Source organism: Xanthomonas sp. 10-10 (genome assembly GCF_040182365.1).
In the GTDB taxonomy this organism is placed as follows: Bacteria; Pseudomonadota; Gammaproteobacteria; order Xanthomonadales; family Xanthomonadaceae; genus Xanthomonas; species Xanthomonas arboricola_F.
The window spans coordinates 698115-715121 of sequence record NZ_CP144460.1; the positions used below are offsets into that span (position 1 = coordinate 698115).

Consider the following 17007-nt stretch of genomic DNA (forward strand, 5'->3'; position numbering starts at 1 on the left):
TGATGACGATGAAAAGACTTGCAGGTTGGATGCTCGCTGGCGCTCTGCTGTTGCCCGCGATGGCATCGGCGCAGATCAACACGCTGCCGTCGCAGCCGCACTTGCTGGTGAAGGGGCAGGCATTTCGTACCGTCGATCCAGATCGTTTCATCGTCGATCTGAAGATCAGCAAGACCGACCTGCAGCCGGATACAGCACGGCAATTCGTCGAGGAGCGCGCCAAGCAGGTCTTGCAGGGGCTTCAGCGCAATCACGTGATGAAGGATTCGCTCTACGCTTCGGCACTGTCGATCTCTCCGCAATCCCGCTACGAGAACGGCAAGCTGGCCTTCCAGGGAACCCAGGTGGAGCGCAAGATCCGCGGCACCTTCACGTCCTTGAAGGATGTGCGTGCCTTTCTCGGCGGACTGGATGCCAACGAGAATGTCCAGGTGCTGTCGATGCAGACAGCGTTCGCCGATGCGGCCGCATTGCGTGCAGCCCTCAAGCGCGAAGCGGCCACGCAGTCACGCGAATCTGCCCAGGGGCTTGCCGCCGCCTACGGTGTGCGGCTTGGCGGGATCTACAGCATCTCCGATGTTGCCCCCAGCTTTGCCTACGGTGTCGAAGCAGGCACCTGGTCGGCACCCAATGCGCCAAGGCCGGGCTCGGTGGTCTCTCCGCCATCGCCGCCGGCCCCACCGCCGCCGCCCGCACCGGCTGCTGGCGTGCAGGGCGTGGGCGAAAGCCTGCTGACCGGCACCATCACCTACACAGAAAACATCTATGCGGTCTTTCTGATCGCGCAATGAGTCCCTTGCCATGCTGCTGATGCTCGACAACTACGACAGCTTCACCTACAACCTCGTGCAGTACCTGCAGGCGCTGGGCGCCGAGGTCACGGTGGTGCGCAACGATGCGATGAGCGTCGATGCGATCGCCGCGCTCAAGCCCGAGCGCATCGTGATCTCGCCCGGCCCGTGCACGCCCAACGAGGCAGGCATTTCGCTGCAGCTGATCGAACGGTTGGGCCAGACCACGCCGATCCTGGGCGTGTGCCTGGGCCACCAGAGCATCGGCCAGGTCTACGGCGGCGATGTGATCCGCGCCGGCAACATCATGCATGGCAAGACCTCGCCGATCCGTCACGAAGGCAAGGGCGTGTTCGCCGGCCTGCCGGACAGTTACGAGGCCACGCGCTATCACTCGCTGGTGGTGGACAAGACCACCCTGCCGGATGCACTGGAGGTCACCGCCTGGACCGAGAATCCGGATGGTTCGGTGGAAGAGATCATGGGTCTGCGCCACCGTCAGTTCCCGGTGGAGGGCGTGCAGTTCCATCCCGAGTCGATCCTGACCCAGCATGGTCATGCCCTGCTGAAAAACTTTCTGGAGCGCTGATCGCGATGCTCGCAACGCATGTTGCCGCCAGCGGCACGGCTTTCATCGACATCCATGCGCCAGCGCGTTACCGGCGCCGGTATGGCTGCCGCCAGCGCAAGGCGCAGTGGTTCGCTGACGGCTTCACTGCCGCACGCAGACATCGCTGCATCGCCGAGCAAGGCCTGCATGCCTCGCAATTACCCAAGGTCATTTCGCGATGAACACGTCCAACGACAGCATGCATTTCTACGAACCGGCGCAAGGCCACGGGCTACCGCACGACCCGTTCAATGCCATCGTCGGCCCGCGCCCGATCGGCTGGATCGGCTCGCGCAGCGCCGAGGGCATCGCCAATCTGGCGCCGTATAGCTTCTTCAACGCCTTCAACTACACTCCGCCGATCGTCGGTTTTGCCAGCATCGGGCGCAAGGACAGCCTGCGTAACATCGAAGCCACCGGCCAGTTCACCTGGAATCTGGCCACACGCCCGCTTGCCGAGGCGATGAACGCAAGCGCCGCGATGGTGCCGTCGGAGGTCGACGAGTTCGCGCTTGCGGGGTTGCAGATGGCGCCTTCGCGGGTGATCGATGCGCCGCGTGTGGCCGCAAGCCCGGTCAGTTTCGAGTGCCGGTTGAGTCAACTGCTGCAGCTGCACAGCGCAAGCGGTCAGGCCGTAGAAACCTGGTTGGTGCTCGGCGAAGTGGTAGGTGTGCATCTTGCGCATGCCGCGCTCGATGACGGCGTCTACGACCCGGCCAGGGTGCAGACCATTCTGCGGGCCGGTGGTCCGGCCGATTATTTCGAAGTGCAGCCGCAGGCGCGCTTCCGCATGCATCGGCCCGGGCAATGACCGACTGACCGCGTCGATTCGGTCCTGCGCACCTGGCTGCCTGTGCCAGCCCTGTGCGGTCACCCTCGCGCGACACACTGCAGGCCTCGCCTGCAGCCGTTTTCCACCTGATCTATGGCCGTTTCCATGCCCATCACGCCCCAAGAAGCCCTGCAACGCACCATCGAACACCGCGAAATCTTCCACGACGAAATGGTCGAGCTGATGCGCCAGATCATGCGTGGCGAGGTCTCGGACATGATGGTCGCCGCCATCCTCACCGGGTTACGGGTCAAGAAGGAAACCATCGGCGAGATCGCCGGCGCCGCCACGGTGATGCGCGAATTCTCGCGCCGCGTGGAGGTGGGCGATCGCCAGCACATGGTCGACATCGTCGGCACCGGCGGCGATGGCTCGCATACCTTCAACATCTCCACCTGCGCGATGTTCGTGGCTGCAGCCGGCGGCGCCAAGGTCGCCAAGCATGGCAACCGCAGCGTGTCCTCCAAATCCGGCAGCGCCGACGCGCTGGAAGCATTGGGCGCGGTGATCGAACTGCAGCCCGAGCAGGTTGCCGCATCGCTGGCACAGACCGGTATCGGCTTCATGTACGCGCCGGTGCATCACCCGGCCATGAAGGTGGTAGCGCCGGTCCGCCGCGAAATGGGCGTGCGCACCATCTTCAACATCCTGGGCCCGCTGACCAACCCGGCCGGTTCGCCCAACATCCTGATGGGCGTGTTCCATCCGGATCTGGTTGGCATCCAGGCGCGCGTGCTGCAGGAACTTGGCGCCGAACGCGCGCTGGTGGTGTGGGGGCGCGACGGCATGGACGAACTCTCGCTCGGCGCCGGCACCCTGGTCGGCGAATTGCGCGATGGCCAGGTGCGCGAATACGAAGTGCATCCGGAAGATTTCGGCATCGCCATGTCGGCCAGCCGCAACCTCAAGGTGGCCGATGCGGCCGAATCGCGCACGATGCTGTTGCAGGTGCTGGACAACGTGCCCGGCCCGGCACTGGACATCGTCGCGCTCAACGCGGGCGCGGCCTTGTATGTGGCAGGCGTCTCCGACAGCATCGCTGCCGGCGTGGTGCGTGCGCGTGTGGTGCTGGCCGATGGTTCGGCGCGCGCCCGTCTGGACGCGTATGTCGCCTTTACGCGTCAGCTCGGTGCATCGCGCTGACCATGCATCCGGCCGCAACGTTGCGGCAATCGCGCGGCCGCATCCTCACCCCTCCAATGGGCATGCTGCGCATGTTCGCGTGCAGCAACGGCCCGTTGTGGTCGTCTTGACCGATAATGCCCGCCCGCCAGGACCCGATACCATGAGCGATATCCTCAACACCATCCTTGCCCGCAAGGCCGAAGAAATCGCCGAGCGCAGTGTGCGCGTGCCGCTGGCCGAACTGGTCGCACGCAGCGCAGACCTGCCGCTCACGCGCGGGTTCGCCGCCGCCATGCAGGCCAGTATCGCCGCTGGCGAGCCTGCCGTGATCGCCGAAGTGAAGAAGGCCAGCCCGTCCAAGGGCGTGATCCGCCCGGATTTCCATCCGGCCGACATTGCGGTCAGCTACGAATTCGGCGGCGCCAGCTGCCTGTCGGTGCTGACCGATGTGGATTTCTTCCAGGGTTCGGATGCCTATCTGCGCCAGGCGCGCGAGGCCTGCACGCTGCCGGTGCTGCGCAAGGATTTCACCGTCGACCCGTACCAGGTCTACGAAGCGCGCGTGCTGGGTGCCGACTGCATCCTGCTGATCGTCTCGGCGCTGGAAGACGCGCAGCTGGCCGATCTCTCCGGTCTGGCGATGCAACTGGGGCTGGACGTGCTGGTGGAAGTGCACGACATCGACGAGCTCGAGCGCGCGGTGCAGGTGCCGGTGCCACTGATCGGCATCAACAACCGCAATCTGCGCACCTTCGAAGTGTCGCTGCAGACCACGCTGGACATGCGCGCTGCAGTGCCGCGCGACCGCATCCTGGTCACCGAAAGCGGCATCGTCACCCATGCCGACGTCCAGCTGATGCGCAGCCATGGCGTGAACGCGTTTCTGGTCGGCGAGACCTTCATGCGTGCGCCCGAACCCGGCGAGTCGCTGCGTCAGCTATTCTTCGCGCATGACTGAGTCGTTTCCCGCACCGCGCGACGATGCGCCGCTGGTGGTCTTCGATTTCGACCACACCTTGTACGATGGCGATTCGGGCAGCCATCTGTTCGCCTGGTTGATCAAGCGCAACCCGCTGCGTCTGCTGGTTGCGCTGCTGGCCTCGCCGATTCTCGGACCCATGGTGGCGATGCTGCCCACCCGCCGCCGCGGCGTATCCGGTTACGTCTGGATCGCGACCTTCGGCCTGCACCGTGCGCGCGAGTTCAATCGTTTCATCGACGCTTACGTGCTCAAGCACGAAGCGCAGATCCGGCAGCGTCTGCTTCCGCATGCGCTGAAGGTCTTCACCGACCACCGCGCTGCCGGCGATCGCGTGGTGGTGGCCACCGGCGCGCCGCCCGAGCTGGCGCGCGCGATTCTCGGGTTCGTGGCCCATCAGGACGTGCCGGTGATCGGCAGCTTGGTCGGGCCGCGGCTGGGCGCGGTCACCGCGCGGCGCCACTGCCACAACGAAGAAAAGATGCGCATGCTGCGCGAGCGCGGTTACGCCGACATCGCCATCGCGTATTCGGACAGCACCGCAGACCTGCCGCTGTTGAAGGCTGCACGCGCGCCGGTGGTGGTCAATCCCAAGGCCAATCGCGAAGAGCTGTTCAGGCAGGTGCTGCCCGCCGGCACGCCGATCCTCAACTGGGGTTGCCGCGACCGTGGCGGCAAGGCGCTCTGAGACAGGCGCAAGCGTCTGGCCAAGACATTGCCCAGTCGCACCGACAGGCCGCCCGTCTCGCAGGTGATTGGTCGGCAGACGCCTGAGGCTGCTGCGATCAACGGATCGTCAGGACTGTGATGCAATCGCAGTACAGACCGTGCGGCCTGATCGGTTGCAAACTCTCTTATAAGAGGTATCGCGCAAAACCGCGCCATTGAGTGGTGCCAAGCGAGCGCAAAAGCACAGAGCGGCGCTGTCTTGGTTGTGACATCGGCAGGCAGCCAGTGCACTGGGCACTGGCTGCGCCATGCGCTTAGCGCGTGCCGTACAGCACGACGGTCTTGCCGCGTGCATGCAGCAAGCCATCGGCCTGCAGCTTCTTGAGCACCCGTCCGGCCATTTCGCGCGAGCAACCGACCAGGCGTGCGAGCTCCTGCCGCGAAACACGCAGCTGCGTGCCCTGTGGATGGCTCATCGCTTCCGGTTCCTTGGACAGATCGTGCAAGGTGCGCACGATGCGGTCGGTCACATCCAGGAACGCCAGGCGGCTGGCTTTCCTTGTGGTATCGAGCAGCCGTTTCGAAAGCTGAACACCCAGTGCGTACAGGATGCGGGGGGCATCCGGCGACAGGCTGGTCTGAAACAGCTGCTGCAGGCGCTCGTAGCTGATCTCCGCCAATTCGCACTGGGTGCGGGTGCGCAGGATCACCTCGCGCGTATCGGATTCGATGAACAACCCCATCTCGCCGACGAACTCGCCGCTACCGAAGTAGCCCAGCACCAACTCACGATCGTCATCTTCCTCGGCAATGATGCTCACCGAGCCGCTGATCACGTAGTAGAGGGTGCCGGCCGGGTCTCCTGGCCGGAAAACATCGGTCCGGGTCGGATAGCGCCTGCGGTGGCTGTGCGCCAGAAAACGCTCGATGGTGCCCGCGTCCAGCGCCAGTGAAGGGGTAGCGTTACGTACCGTCGTAGTGACAACCGTCGTGTTTCCTGGGCTCATGGTAGTTCCGCGTGTAATTCCTGAAGCTTAACGGCATGAGTCATGCAAGGTAAACCATTCTCAACATCGGCATTTCGTTGCTGGGATCTTTGGCTCATAATTGACTCCTTTCCCGCTTTCCATAAGGACAGACCGACGTGGTCAAGCCGTTGCCTCGCCTGAGGCTACAGGGGTTCAACAACCTCACCAAGGCGTTGAGCTTCAACATCTACGACGTCTGTTATGCGCGTACCGAAGAAGAGCGTCAGCGCTACATCGAGTATATCGATGAGCAGTACGACGCCGATCGTCTGACGCAGATCCTGACCGATGTGGCCGAGATCATTGGCGCCAACATCCTCAATATCGCACGTCAGGACTACGATCCGCAGGGCGCATCGGTGACGATCCTGATCTCCGAAGAACCGGTGATCGACAAGAAGCAGGCCGGCAAGGAGCTGATCTCCGACGCCGTGGTTGCTCATATGGACAAGAGCCATATAACTGTCCATACATACCCGGAGACGCATCCGCAGGAAGGCATCGCCACGTTCCGCGCCGACATCGATGTCGCGACCTGTGGCGTCATCTCGCCGCTGAAGGCGCTGAACTACCTGATCGAAAGTCTGGAATCGGACATCGTGATCATGGACTACCGCGTCCGTGGCTTCACCCGCGACGTGAAGGGCAAGAAGCACTACATCGACCACAAGATCAACTCGATCCAGCACTTCCTCGCCAAGAACGTGAAGTCGCGCTACGAGATGTTCGATGTGAACGTCTATCAGGAAAACATCTTCCACACCAAGATGCACCTGAAGGATTTCGACCTGGACCAGTACCTGTTCGAGGAGCGTGCCAAGAACCTGTCGTTCAAGGAGCGCATGAAGATCGAGACGCTGCTCAAGCGCGAGATCGAAGAGCTTTTCCATGGGCGTAACCTGAGCGAGTAATCGTAAAGAACGACCGGTTGCGCCCTTGTTTCAGGTGCGTCAACGACTCAAGGCGGGACGGCCCGCCACGCGATGACCTCGCGTTCCACAGCCGACGGCGGCCCAGTGTGCAGACACTGGGCCGCTTTTTTTTTGTCCGTTTTTTCTGTGAGGAGTACTGCAATGCCCTGGATCTATCTTGTACTGGCCGGCCTGTTCGAAATCGGCTTCGCCATGGGCCTGAAATACAGCGACGGGTTTACGCGGCTGTGGCCAACCGTGCTGACGATCGGCCTGGCCGGCATCAGCCTGTGGTTCTTGACCCAGGCGCTGAAGACGATTCCGGTCGGTACCGGCTACGCGATCTGGACCGGCATCGGCGCACTGGGCGTGACCATTGCCGGCATCGCCCTGTTTGGCGACAGCGCATCGTGGTCGCGTCTGGCCTGCATCGGGCTGATCGTCGCCGGGGTGATTGGATTGAAGTTGGTGTCGTAGTCAGCTCCGCTTCGCGGTTCTGACCCCCAAGATTTGCTTTGCAAATCTTGGGCCCCGACTTCGTGGCTACCTATCCCCGCGCCTTCGGCGCGCCCCCTTAACAAAGGGGGCTTTGGCTCCGGGTGGGTGCTGCAAGGTGCGGCGCATGGTTTGCAGCTGCCGGCGGCCGACAGTCCCCATCGCTAGAGCCTGTAGCTCCGCTTGGCGGTTCTGACCCCCGAGATTTGCTTTGCAAATCTTGGGCCCCGACTTCGTGGCTACCTATCCCCGCGCCTTCGGCGCGCCCCCTTAACAAAGGGGGCTTTGCTCCGGGTGGGTGCTGCAAGGTGTGGCGCATGGTTTGCAGGTGGCGTCGGCCTCCCATTCCCAATCCCTAGAACCTGTAGGCGAGGGTCTTCATCAGCTTGGAGGCCAGGGCCATGGCGGTGGGGATGGGCGGCGGCAGGATGCGGGCGCCGGCTTGTTCGGCCTGGTCGGCGTGGCGGGCTTCGTCGATTTTCATCACCCGCAGGATCGCGCGGCTGCGTTGGTCGATCTCCGGCAGGGTCTCCAGGTGCTCGTCCAGGTGGGCTTCCACCTGGCGCTCGGTCTCGACCACGAAGCCCAGGCTCCAGTCGTCGCCGCGCAGGCCGGCCAGGGCGCCCAGCGCGTAGCTGCCGGCATACCACACCGGGTTGAGCAGGCTGGGGCGGCTGTCCAGTTCGTGCAGGCGATCCGCGCACCAGGCCAGGTGGTCGGTTTCTTCCTGCGCGGCTTCCAGCAGATGATGCTGGGTGTGCGCGTCGCGGGCGACTGCCGCCTGGCCGAAGTACAGGCCTTGCGCACAGACCTCGCCGACATGGTTGATGCGCATCAGCCCGGCGGCATGGCGCCGCTGGTCTGGCTGCAACGCGACATCGGGGGTGTCGGCGGCGGGGTTGGGGCGCTCGGCGGGCGGGTTGCCGAAGACGGTCTCCAGCGCGCGCTGGGCTTCGACCAGGAGTCGATCGAGCGGGCTGTGCAGTCGGGTAGGGGAGGTCTGGGTCATGTCTCGATTCTGGCGCCCGGCCGATCCGCTGCCAACCATCTTGGCCCTGGTAGCGGTGCGACTTGCGCCGCTACGGGCTGCCGCGTACAATCCCGCCTCTTCTGTTTCGCCTTCACAACGCGTGGCAAAGTTCCAGCGGTCATTGCCGCTGCAATCCGCCCGACCACTCAAGAGTTTTCTCATGACTACGTTCACCGCCAAGTCCGAGACCGTCCAGCGCGACTGGTATCTCGTCGACGCCGCCGGCAAGACGCTCGGCCGTCTGTCCACCGAACTGGCCCGCCGCCTGCGCGGCAAGCACAAGCCGGTTTACACCCCTCACGTCGATACCGGCGATTACCTCGTGGTGATCAACGCCGAGAAGATCGTCGTCACGGGCAACAAGCTGAAAGACAAGAAGTATCACCGCTTCACCGGCTACATCGGTAACTTGAAGACCGAGAGCCTGGAGCAGGCGCTGCAGCGCCACCCGGAGCGCGTGATCGAAATCGCCGTCAAGGGCATGCTGCCGAAGGGCCCCCTGGGCCGCACCATGTACCGCAAGCTCAAGGTGTATTCGGGTGCCGAGCATCCGCACGCCGCCCAGCAGCCGCAAGTTCTGGATATCTAATCATGGCTATCACGCAAAACTACGGCACTGGCCGCCGCAAGTCCTCCACCGCTCGCGTGTTCCTGCGCAAGGGCACTGGCAAGATCACCGTCAACGACCGTCCGCTGGACGAGTTCTTCGGCCGTGAGACGGCGCGCATGATCGTGCGCCAGCCGCTCGAGCTGACCAAGAACACCGAAAGCTTCGACATCCTGGTCACCGCTTCCGGCGGCGGCACCACCGGTCAGGCCGGTGCGATCCGTCTGGGCATCGCCCGTGCGCTGGTCGAGTACGACGAAACCCTGAAGTCCGAGCTGCGCAAGGCTGGCTTCATGACCCGCGACGCCCGTGAAGTCGAGCGTAAGAAGGTCGGTCTGCACAAGGCCCGTCGCGCGACCCAGTTCTCCAAGCGCTGATCCATCGCGTTTGCTGCGTCCCGGTTCGCCGGGGCGCGTGCTTCAAAAGCCCGGCATTGCCGGGCTTTTGTCGTTTTTGGAACGGTGCGTGGCCGGACTACTTGAGGGCAGTCGGGCGACCGATTTGGTGCTGGCCTCGGTGCGCCGGGTTTTTGTGGTTCGGTGTGTGGCTGGGGCGTGTGGCGTTGCCGACGTCACGGCCGGCACGTTTCCGGCCGCTCGAATGGTTGTGTATCCACGCGCGTGCGACGCCAAGTCGTCCCGGTCCGGCGTGTCCATGGCGGGTTCCGGGGCGCGGTCGCCCGATTTCACTCAGGTATCGAGTGTCTTGGAACCTGCGCATTCTCCGGGCAGGCAGTGGCCGAACGCAGTGCGCGGCATCTGCAGCCTGGCCAGTTGCTGTGCGGATTCGGATGTGGCGCAGGCAACAAAAAAGGCCCGATCGTTCGATCGGACCTTCTGTGTTTGGCTGCCCCGGATGGATTCGAACCACCGAATGCCTGAGTCAGAGTCAGGTGCCTTACCGCTTGGCGACGGGGCAATAAAAACGTGTTGTCCCAGAGTATCGCATGCCTGGGCAGGCCTGAATACCATGGTGGCTATGGGTGGACTCGAACCACCGACCCCAGCATTATGAGTGCTGTGCTCTAACCGGCTGAGCTACATAGCCTAGGGAGCCGGCAATTCTCGCGATGCGCCTGGGTGTTGTCAAGTATTTCGTTTTCAGCTTGTGAGCCGGCCGTCGCCGTGGCAGAGTCGGTGACAGTAGATTTTCAGGAGTCCGCATCGTGATCGATCCGGACGGTTTCCGGCCAAACGTCGGCATCGTGCTGATGCGAAAGGACGGTCAGGTGTTCTGGGCACGACGTGTGCGCAGGGACGGCTGGCAGTTCCCGCAAGGTGGCATGAACACCGATGAGACACCCGTCGAAGCCATGTACCGCGAGTTGCGCGAAGAAACCGGGTTGTTGCCCGAGCATGTGGAATTGCTCGGCGCCACGCCTGGCTGGCTACGCTATCGCCTGCCGAGTCGGGCGGTCCGCCGCAATGAGCGGCAGGTGTGTATCGGCCAGAAGCAGGTGTGGTTCCTGCTGCAGTTCACTGGCGACGAGTCGCATCTCAAGCTCGACCACACCGATACCCCCGAGTTCGACCACTGGCGCTGGGTGGACTTCTGGTATCCGGTCGAGCACGTGGTGATCTTCAAGCGTGGTGTGTATGCGCGTGCGCTGCGCCATCTGGCGCCGCTTGCGCAGAACCTGGCAGGCCCGGCAGCGGTCGGTGTGATGCCCGAGCGTGCGCTGGAAGCGTGGTTGCCAGGTAGCAGTGCGGCCGGCCATGACAGTCCGCGCAAGCGGCCACGCAAGCGTGGCGGGGCGTCGCGGGTGCGGATTAATAATGATTAACGTTTGGAATTGACACCTATTCTCGTTTGCGGTGCAATCAGCACCGGTCCTCTCCGGATCGCCAGCACCGACGGATACCGTGTACGTCTGCATCTGTAATGGGGTCACCGACCACCAGATCCGCGAAGCGGCCGAAAACGGCTGCGCCAGTTTGGCCGAGCTGACCATGCGCACCGGCTGTGGGTCCAATTGCGGTTCATGCCTCGAAATGGCTGGCGATCTGCTGAGCAAGGCGCACGCGACCCGCGCGCTGCCGCTGCCTTTGCTGGGTCTGGCAAGCGCCGCCTAGCGGTGCGGCGCGCCCGTCACGCGCCGGGTGATGCAACGGGTGGCACGTCTCTGACTCCTGCGGTGGTTCCAGCGGCTGCTGGCATGCCGGTTTGGCATTGAGTAGTGCTTGGGCAGTCGCCTGGCTCTCCTGTCTTGCTGCGGTCACCTCGATGCGGCACGCATGGCTTTGCCGCATGCCCTCGGCAGCACGCAACTGATCACGATTCGCGTTCCTTCATGCGCCGCGCCAACGCGTTAGAGTGCGGCCGGCTCACTGTTTCGGAGACATCGCATGAAGGGCGATACCAAAGTCATCGAGTACCTCAACAAGGTGCTCTACAACGAACTCACTGCGATCAACCAGTACTTCCTGCACGCCAAGATGCTGAAGAACTGGGGCCTGAAAGAACTGGCCGAGCATGAGTACAAGGAGTCCATCGACGAGATGAAGCATGCGGACAAGTTGTCCGACCGCATCCTCTTTCTCGAAGGGCTTCCCAATTTTCAGGCGCTGGGCAAGCTGCGGATCGGCGAGAACCCGACCGAGATGTTCCGCTGCGACCTGGCGCTGGAGCGCGAAGCGGTCGCGGTGTTGCGTGAAGCCGTCGCGTATGCGGAAACCGTCAACGACTACGTGAGCCGCCAGTTGCTGGTGGACATCCTGGAGTCGGAAGAAGAGCACATCGACTGGCTGGAAACCCAGCTGGATCTGGTCGCGCGTATCGGCGAGCCCAATTACCTGCTGACCAAGCTGGACGACTGAGCCCGGTAAGTGCTGCGCTGCTGTCGGTGCAGTGGGGTAGGTTGGTGATGGCAGGTTGGGATGGGAAGGGCGATGGGCCACGGGTGCTTGGTGTGGCCGTGGCTATCCAGCTGGACGTGCGAGTGAGTCTGACCGGATTGCCAGGCAGGCTGAGTGCGGTCGTAGTCGGTGATCGCTCAGCCGGTTGCGCGGGTGGCGGCCTGCAGGCGGGCCACCTGGCCCAGCAGGGCCAGGCGGGCGCGGGCGTATTCGGCGATGACCAGGGCGACCATCACCGAGGGACGTTCGATGGTGCCGGTGCGGGCGGCCAGTTCGATGCGTCGCGCGGCATTGGACACGGCCTGGGCGCCGACGTTGGCGCTGGACGATTTGAGCGTGTGGGCCAGGTCGCGCAGCTGCATGCTGTCGCGATTGGCGGCCGCCGCTTCCAGCTGTTCGATGATGCCTGGGGCATCGTCCAGGAACAGCTGCAGGATGGTGATGGTGTCGGCGCCGGCGACTTCGTACAGCTCGTCGATCACGCTGCTGTCCAGGATCGGGAGCGCGCGCGCCTGGGCAGCTGCGCTGGCGCTCTCGGGATCCACCGGTGCGGTGCCGCTGGTCGGGCCAGGCGCCAGCGGCTGACGTGGCAGCCAGCGCTGCAGGCAGGCGTCGAGTTGCTCTCGGGCAACGGGCTTGGAGAGGTAGTCGTCCATGCCGGCGGCCAGGCAGCGTTCGCGGTCGCCAGCCATGGCATTGGCGGTCATCGCCACGATCGGGATCGGGCGGCCGCCGCTTTCGGTCTCCATCGCGCGCCAGCGGCGGGTGGCGGCGTAGCCGTCCAGCACCGGCATCTGGCAATCCATGAAGACCATGTCGTAGCGGGTGGATTCCATGCTGCTCAGCGCGGCTTCGCCGTCGGTGGCGGTGTCGGCTTCGAAACCCAGCACCGCCAGCAGCTTCTGCGCGACAAGCAGGTTCACCGGGTTGTCCTCGACCAGCAGGATGCGCACCTCGCGCGCGTTGGCCATCGGTGGCGGCAGCGGCTCGGGGATCATCGCTGGAGCCAGCGCATGGACCGGCTTGGTGTCCGGCGGCAGCACCAGCGTGCGCAGCACCTCGTCCGGACTCTGGCGCGGCACCAGGGTGGCGTTGTCCTGCAGTTCGGCCGGCACCGGCTCGTCGCCGTACAGCCAGATCAGCTTGGAGCCGCTGAGGTCTTCCGGGCGGGCCAGCGCGCGATGCACGGCGCGCGCGCTGTAGCGCAGCGTGTCGTGGTCGGCGATGACGCAGCGGAAGCCTTCTCCATCGCTATGGCGGCGCACGCGTTCCAGCGCTTCCTGGGTGGTTTCCATCAGCACGTGCGCCACGCCCCAGCTGTCGAGCAGGCGCTTGAGCCGCTGCGACAGGCGTGCGTCGGAGCTGATCACCATCACCCGCGCGGCATCGGCGCCGGTGCTCTGCTGCAGGTCGCCGATCACCTTGAGCAGCGGGATCTCGAACCAGAACGTGGCACCGCGCCCGGGTTCGGATTCCACGCCGATGCGCCCGCCCATCAGGTCGATGATGCGCTTGCAGATCGCCAGCCCCAGCCCGGTGCCGCCGTACAGGCGGGTGGTGGAGGCGTCGGCCTGCGCGAAGGAGCGGAACAGGCGGGCCTGCTGGTCGGGGGCGATGCCGATGCCGGTGTCGCGCACCTGGAAACGCAGCAGGTGTTGGGCGCGGGTCTCGCCCAGGCGGCGCAGCTGGATATCGATGCTGCCACGCTCGGTGAACTTGATCGCATTGCCGATCAGGTTGCCCAGCACTTGGCGCAGGCGGATCGGGTCGCCGCGCACCAGCAGGCGCACCGACGGTTCGATGTCCAGGCCCAGGCGCAGCTGGCGGCTTTCGGCGGTGCGTTGCAGCAGCTGCACCACACCGTCGAGCAACTCGCGCAGGTTGAAGGTGGTGATCTCCAGTTCGAGCTTGTTCGCTTCGAGCTTGGAGTAGTCGAGGATGTCGTCGACGATGCGCAGCAGCTGCAGCGAGCTGCCGGTGGCGGTCTGCAGCATGTCGCGCTGGTCCAGGCTGAGCTGGCCGCTGGAGATGAGTTCCAGCATCGGAATGATGCCGTTGAGCGGGGTGCGGATCTCGTGGCTCATGGTGGCCAGAAATTCGCCCTTGGCCAGCGTGGCGGCTTCGGCCGCCTGTTTGGCGCGCAACAGTTCCTGTTCCAGTTCGCCGTGGCGTTGCAGTTCCTGTTGCAGGCGTTCTCGGGCAAGTTCCGCCTCGTCCAGGCGCTTGGACAAGCCTTGCTGGACGCGGGCGCTGCGCTGGGCGGCCACTGCCGCGCACAGGGCGAACACCACGGCCAGCGCCGCAGCGATGGCAGTGAGCGCGTGCCAGGGTCCGCGGATGTCGCTCCATTGCAGGCCTGCGCCCACCGCAGCGGTGAGAGCGGCAACCGTGGCCAGGGGACTCCAGGCGCGAAGGCCTCCTGCCTGCGGCGTCATTTAGAGCACCGCGTTCGTGAAGTCGAAATCCAGTTCCTTGCCGACCGTCTGCACCAGGTTGCCCTGGATGAAGTCCACGCCGCTCATCCACATCGCGGCGGCCGCCTGCGGGTCTTCGATGCGCTGGCCGATGATCAGCAGGCCGCGCTGATGGGCGATGTCGATCACCCCGCGCAGTTCGTCGCGCACCGCGGCATTGCCGTGCGCATCGGCGAAACGGTTGGCCATGCGCACGAAACTCAGCGGCAACTGGCTCAGCAGCGCGTTGGCTTCGTCGCCGGGCTCGAACTGGCTTAGGCAGAACTGCACGCCGGCCGGCATCAGCTTGGCGCAGAACTGCTGCACGGTCACCGCGTGGATCAGGGCATCGTCCAGGCGCAGGTCCACGATCAGCGATTGCCCGGCCACGCCGCGTTCGACCAATGCCTTGAGCAGCCAGTCGGCGAACGCATCGCGCGCCAGCGTACGCGGCGATTGCGAGACGAACAGGCGCAGCGGCGGGCTGGCGTGCTGGTACAGATGCAGCAGGCCCAGTGCGTGATCCATGACCTGCTGGTCCAGGTCGGCGATGCGTCCGGCCGCTTCGGCGGCGGGAATCACCTGGCCGGCCGAGAGCAGGGTACCGTCGGCCTGGCGCAGCCGCAGCAGCACCTGGTATTGCGCGGTGTCGCCGCCGGCCACGGCCACGATCGGCTGGTAGGCCAGTTCGAGCTGGCCTTCGACCAGGCGCAGTTGTTCCTGTTGCTCGGCCTGGCTGGGCGCCAGATAGGTCTGCACGCCGTCGCTGCGCAGGCGTGCCTGCAGCGCAGTGCGCTCGACCGCTTCCAGCGCGCTGCCGGTGTCGTCGAAGCCCAGGCCCAGCGGCGCGGCGCCGATCGCGCAGCGCACATGCACCGATTCTTCCTCGCGCACCGGGAAGGCGTTGGCGGACAGCCGCTCGCGGATGTCCAGCGCGCGTTGTTCCAGACCCGCCTCGTCCAGATCCACGGCCAGCAGCAGGAAGCTGTTGTCGTTCAGACGTGCCAGCGGATACGGCTGGGCGGCACTGGCCAGGCGATGCCCGGCCTGGGTCATCAGGCGTTCGTAGGCGGCGTAGCCGTAGCGTTCGCGCAGGCCGAGTGCGCTGGCGATCTCGATGAAGAACAGGCCGCCGGACTGCTTGCGCTCCAGCGCAGTGGCCAGCAGTTCCATCACGTGGCCGCGCGTGGGCAGGCCGGTTTCCGGGTTGCTGCGCACGCTGACCTGCTCGCCGGCCAGCTGCAGCGCCTGTTGGCGCGCGCGGCGGATGCGATTGGACACTGCGGCGATCAGGTGGCGCGGGCGGATCGGTTTGGTGAGGAAATCGTCGGCGCCACTGTCGAGCACTTCGAACTGACGCTCCGGGTCCGGGTCGCCGGTGAGGAAGACGATCGGCAGCAGCTGCTGCCCCGGCTGCTGGCGGATCAAGGTGGTCAGGCGGATGCCGTCCAGCTCGGGCATGTGCAGATCCATCAGGATCAGATCCGGGTGATAGTCCTGGATCGCCTGCGGCACGCTGGCGGCGGTCATTTCGACCTGCGCGTGCATGCCGGCGCCATGCAGCACGCTTTGTGCGAACAAGGCCTGCGAGCGGTCGTCTTCGACGATCAGGACGCGATACGGCGCATCGGCCGCGACGTTGTCGCCGCCATCGGCTCTGACCGCGGGCACTGCGGAGGACGGCGACGGCGCTGCCGCAACACGCGTTGCGCCGGCATTGGCCGCGGCACGCGCCGGTGCGATGGGCGCGGCGTGGCTGGAAATGTTGGTCGCGGCGGGCGCGGGAATGATCGCCGCACTCACCGGCGCGCTGTCGTCGGGCGCGCCGGCAGACTCGTCGGCCCAGCGGCGCCAGTAATCGGCCGGCGGCGTCTCCGCGCGCAGCGGGCGATTACGCGTGGCGGTGTCGTCACGGGTGGTGAAAGGAACCGGATCTCGGGCGGCCATCGATACTCCCTGCAGTCGCGATGATTATGCGATGAACTTCACGATAGCGGTGAGCGGCGTGCAGCCGGCGTGCTTGCCGGGCGCATCGGCGCGACCAGCCGGCGCATGCCACGCCACAGCAAGCGCCAGGCCCACCACACCACCAGCGCGACCAACACGCTGGACCCCACCGCCAGACCCAATGCCAACCATGGATGCGCCAGGGCCAGCGCCAACGCGGTGGTAGCGATGGTGTCTTCGGCCAGCGAGGCGACCCAGTTGCTGGCCGGTTCCGGCGAGGTGTTGAGCAAGGCGCGGGTGCCGGCCTTGAGGGTGTGGCTGGTCAGTGCCACGCCGGCGCCGGCGGCCAGCACGCCCGTGCTCAGATCACCGTCCGGCGACAGCGTGGCTGCGGCCAGAAATGCGCCGGCCGGCACCCGTGCCAGCGTCTGCAGCAGGTCCCAGCCCGAATCCACGCCGGGGATCTTGTCGGCGAAGAATTCGGCCACCGCCAGCGCACCGGATGTGCCCAGCACCCACCATGATTGCGCTGGATGCAGCGCCGGCGGCAGCTCGATCCAGCCGAGCAGGCCGGCCAGGCCGACGCCAAACACGGTGAGATAGACGCGGATGCCGGCCAGCCAGGCCAGCAGGATGCCGATCACGAACAGATGGGCTTCGCTCATGGCGTTGCTT

Annotated in this window: 19 protein-coding genes and 2 tRNA genes; 14 read left to right on the forward strand and 7 right to left on the reverse strand. The window is 65.1% G+C overall.

Translation table 11 applies throughout. From position 1 onward, the window contains the following. Positions 1–8 precede the first annotated feature (8 nt). The 7 genes from VZ068_RS02970 (at position 9) to VZ068_RS03000 (ending at position 5025) form a co-directional block, all read left to right on the forward strand. A complete protein-coding gene (locus tag VZ068_RS02970; protein WP_349656860.1) occupies positions 9–791 on the forward strand; it encodes an SIMPL domain-containing protein in 783 nt (260 codons plus the stop codon). A 10-nt stretch (positions 792–801) separates the two neighbouring features. Further along, entirely contained in the window at positions 802–1380 is a 579-nt protein-coding gene (locus tag VZ068_RS02975) for an aminodeoxychorismate/anthranilate synthase component II (protein WP_349656861.1), read from the forward strand. A 5-nt stretch (positions 1381–1385) separates the two neighbouring features. Next, on the forward strand, positions 1386–1583 hold the full coding sequence (locus VZ068_RS02980) for a hypothetical protein (protein WP_349656862.1): 198 nt from the start codon (positions 1386–1388) through the stop codon (positions 1581–1583). Beyond that, entirely contained in the window at positions 1580–2212 is a 633-nt protein-coding gene (locus tag VZ068_RS02985) for a flavin reductase family protein (RefSeq protein WP_259155801.1), read from the forward strand. Before VZ068_RS02980 ends, VZ068_RS02985 begins: the two co-directional genes overlap by 4 nt. Before the next feature lie 126 nt (positions 2213–2338). Then, positions 2339–3376, forward strand: a complete 1038-nt coding sequence (trpD, locus tag VZ068_RS02990; RefSeq protein WP_349656863.1) for an anthranilate phosphoribosyltransferase — start codon at positions 2339–2341, stop codon at positions 3374–3376. Positions 3377–3518: 142 nt separating this feature from the next. Next, positions 3519–4316 carry an indole-3-glycerol phosphate synthase TrpC gene (gene trpC, locus VZ068_RS02995; protein WP_349656864.1) on the forward strand — a complete coding sequence of 266 codons (798 nt, stop codon included), beginning with the start codon at positions 3519–3521 and terminating at the stop codon, positions 4314–4316. Then, positions 4309–5025 carry a haloacid dehalogenase-like hydrolase gene (locus VZ068_RS03000; protein WP_259167418.1) on the forward strand — a complete coding sequence of 239 codons (717 nt, stop codon included), beginning with the start codon at positions 4309–4311 and terminating at the stop codon, positions 5023–5025. The genes trpC and VZ068_RS03000 overlap by 8 nt, the downstream gene beginning before the upstream one ends. A 295-nt stretch (positions 5026–5320) precedes the next feature. On the opposite strand, the gene crp is transcribed toward VZ068_RS03000, so the two are convergent. After that, positions 5321–6013, reverse strand: a complete 693-nt coding sequence (gene crp / locus VZ068_RS03005) for a cAMP-activated global transcriptional regulator CRP (RefSeq protein ID WP_029218612.1) — start codon at positions 6011–6013, stop codon at positions 5321–5323. Between the two features lie 137 nt (positions 6014–6150). Between crp and speD the strand changes: the two genes are divergently transcribed. Continuing rightward, positions 6151–6945 (forward strand): adenosylmethionine decarboxylase, encoded by a 795-nt coding sequence (speD, locus tag VZ068_RS03010; protein ID WP_005990692.1) that lies wholly within the window; start codon positions 6151–6153, stop codon positions 6943–6945. Positions 6946–7107: 162 nt separating this feature from the next. Then, positions 7108–7422, forward strand: a complete 315-nt coding sequence (locus VZ068_RS03015) for a multidrug efflux SMR transporter (protein ID WP_005990694.1) — start codon at positions 7108–7110, stop codon at positions 7420–7422. Between the two features lie 373 nt (positions 7423–7795). Here VZ068_RS03015 and coq7 read toward each other — a convergent pair whose 3' ends face one another. Next, positions 7796–8449 (reverse strand): 2-polyprenyl-3-methyl-6-methoxy-1,4-benzoquinone monooxygenase, encoded by a 654-nt coding sequence (gene coq7 / locus VZ068_RS03020; protein ID WP_349656865.1) that lies wholly within the window; start codon positions 8447–8449, stop codon positions 7796–7798. Between the two features lie 181 nt (positions 8450–8630). On the opposite strand from coq7, the gene rplM reads away from it, so the two are divergent. Both rplM and rpsI read left to right on the forward strand, forming a co-directional pair. Then, positions 8631–9059, forward strand: a complete 429-nt coding sequence (gene rplM / locus VZ068_RS03025) for a 50S ribosomal protein L13 (protein WP_003483082.1) — start codon at positions 8631–8633, stop codon at positions 9057–9059. A gap of 2 nt (positions 9060–9061) precedes the next feature. Continuing rightward, positions 9062–9454 carry a 30S ribosomal protein S9 gene (gene rpsI / locus VZ068_RS03030; RefSeq protein WP_005990700.1) on the forward strand — a complete coding sequence of 131 codons (393 nt, stop codon included), beginning with the start codon at positions 9062–9064 and terminating at the stop codon, positions 9452–9454. 466 nt (positions 9455–9920) lie between these two features. Here rpsI and VZ068_RS03035 read toward each other — a convergent pair. Both VZ068_RS03035 and VZ068_RS03040 read right to left on the reverse strand, forming a co-directional pair. Beyond that, positions 9921–9995, reverse strand: a tRNA-Gln gene (locus VZ068_RS03035). A 52-nt stretch (positions 9996–10047) separates the two neighbouring features. Then, positions 10048–10124 (reverse strand) — tRNA-Met (locus VZ068_RS03040). A 118-nt stretch (positions 10125–10242) separates the two neighbouring features. Here VZ068_RS03040 and VZ068_RS03045 point away from each other — a divergent pair. The 3 genes from VZ068_RS03045 to bfr all read left to right on the forward strand — a co-directional run bounded on the left by VZ068_RS03045 (position 10243) and on the right by bfr (position 11893). Then, positions 10243–10860, forward strand: coding sequence for an RNA pyrophosphohydrolase (locus tag VZ068_RS03045; RefSeq protein ID WP_104611746.1), 618 nt, complete (start codon positions 10243–10245; stop codon positions 10858–10860). 79 nt (positions 10861–10939) lie between these two features. Beyond that, complete coding sequence (locus tag VZ068_RS03050) at positions 10940–11149, forward strand: (2Fe-2S)-binding protein (RefSeq protein WP_104614370.1); 210 nt, start codon at positions 10940–10942, stop codon at positions 11147–11149. Positions 11150–11422: 273 nt separating this feature from the next. After that, the gene (bfr, locus tag VZ068_RS03055; RefSeq protein WP_005990707.1) at positions 11423–11893 is read left to right on the forward strand and encodes a bacterioferritin; all 471 of its coding nucleotides are present in this window, start codon (positions 11423–11425) and stop codon (positions 11891–11893) included. 176 nt (positions 11894–12069) lie between these two features. On the opposite strand, the gene VZ068_RS03060 is transcribed toward bfr, so the two are convergent. Genes VZ068_RS03060 through VZ068_RS03070 form a run of 3 tightly spaced genes read right to left on the reverse strand, consistent with a single transcriptional unit; the run spans position 12070 to position 16997 of the window. After that, positions 12070–14328 (reverse strand): ATP-binding protein, encoded by a 2259-nt coding sequence (locus tag VZ068_RS03060; RefSeq protein ID WP_349657632.1) that lies wholly within the window; start codon positions 14326–14328, stop codon positions 12070–12072. Between the two features lie 39 nt (positions 14329–14367). After that, positions 14368–16332 carry an EAL domain-containing protein gene (locus VZ068_RS03065; protein WP_349656866.1) on the reverse strand — a complete coding sequence of 655 codons (1965 nt, stop codon included), beginning with the start codon at positions 16330–16332 and terminating at the stop codon, positions 14368–14370. Positions 16333–16370: 38 nt separating this feature from the next. Continuing rightward, positions 16371–16997, reverse strand: a complete 627-nt coding sequence (locus VZ068_RS03070) for a DUF4126 domain-containing protein (RefSeq protein ID WP_349656867.1) — start codon at positions 16995–16997, stop codon at positions 16371–16373. Positions 16998–17007: the final 10 nt, after the last annotated feature.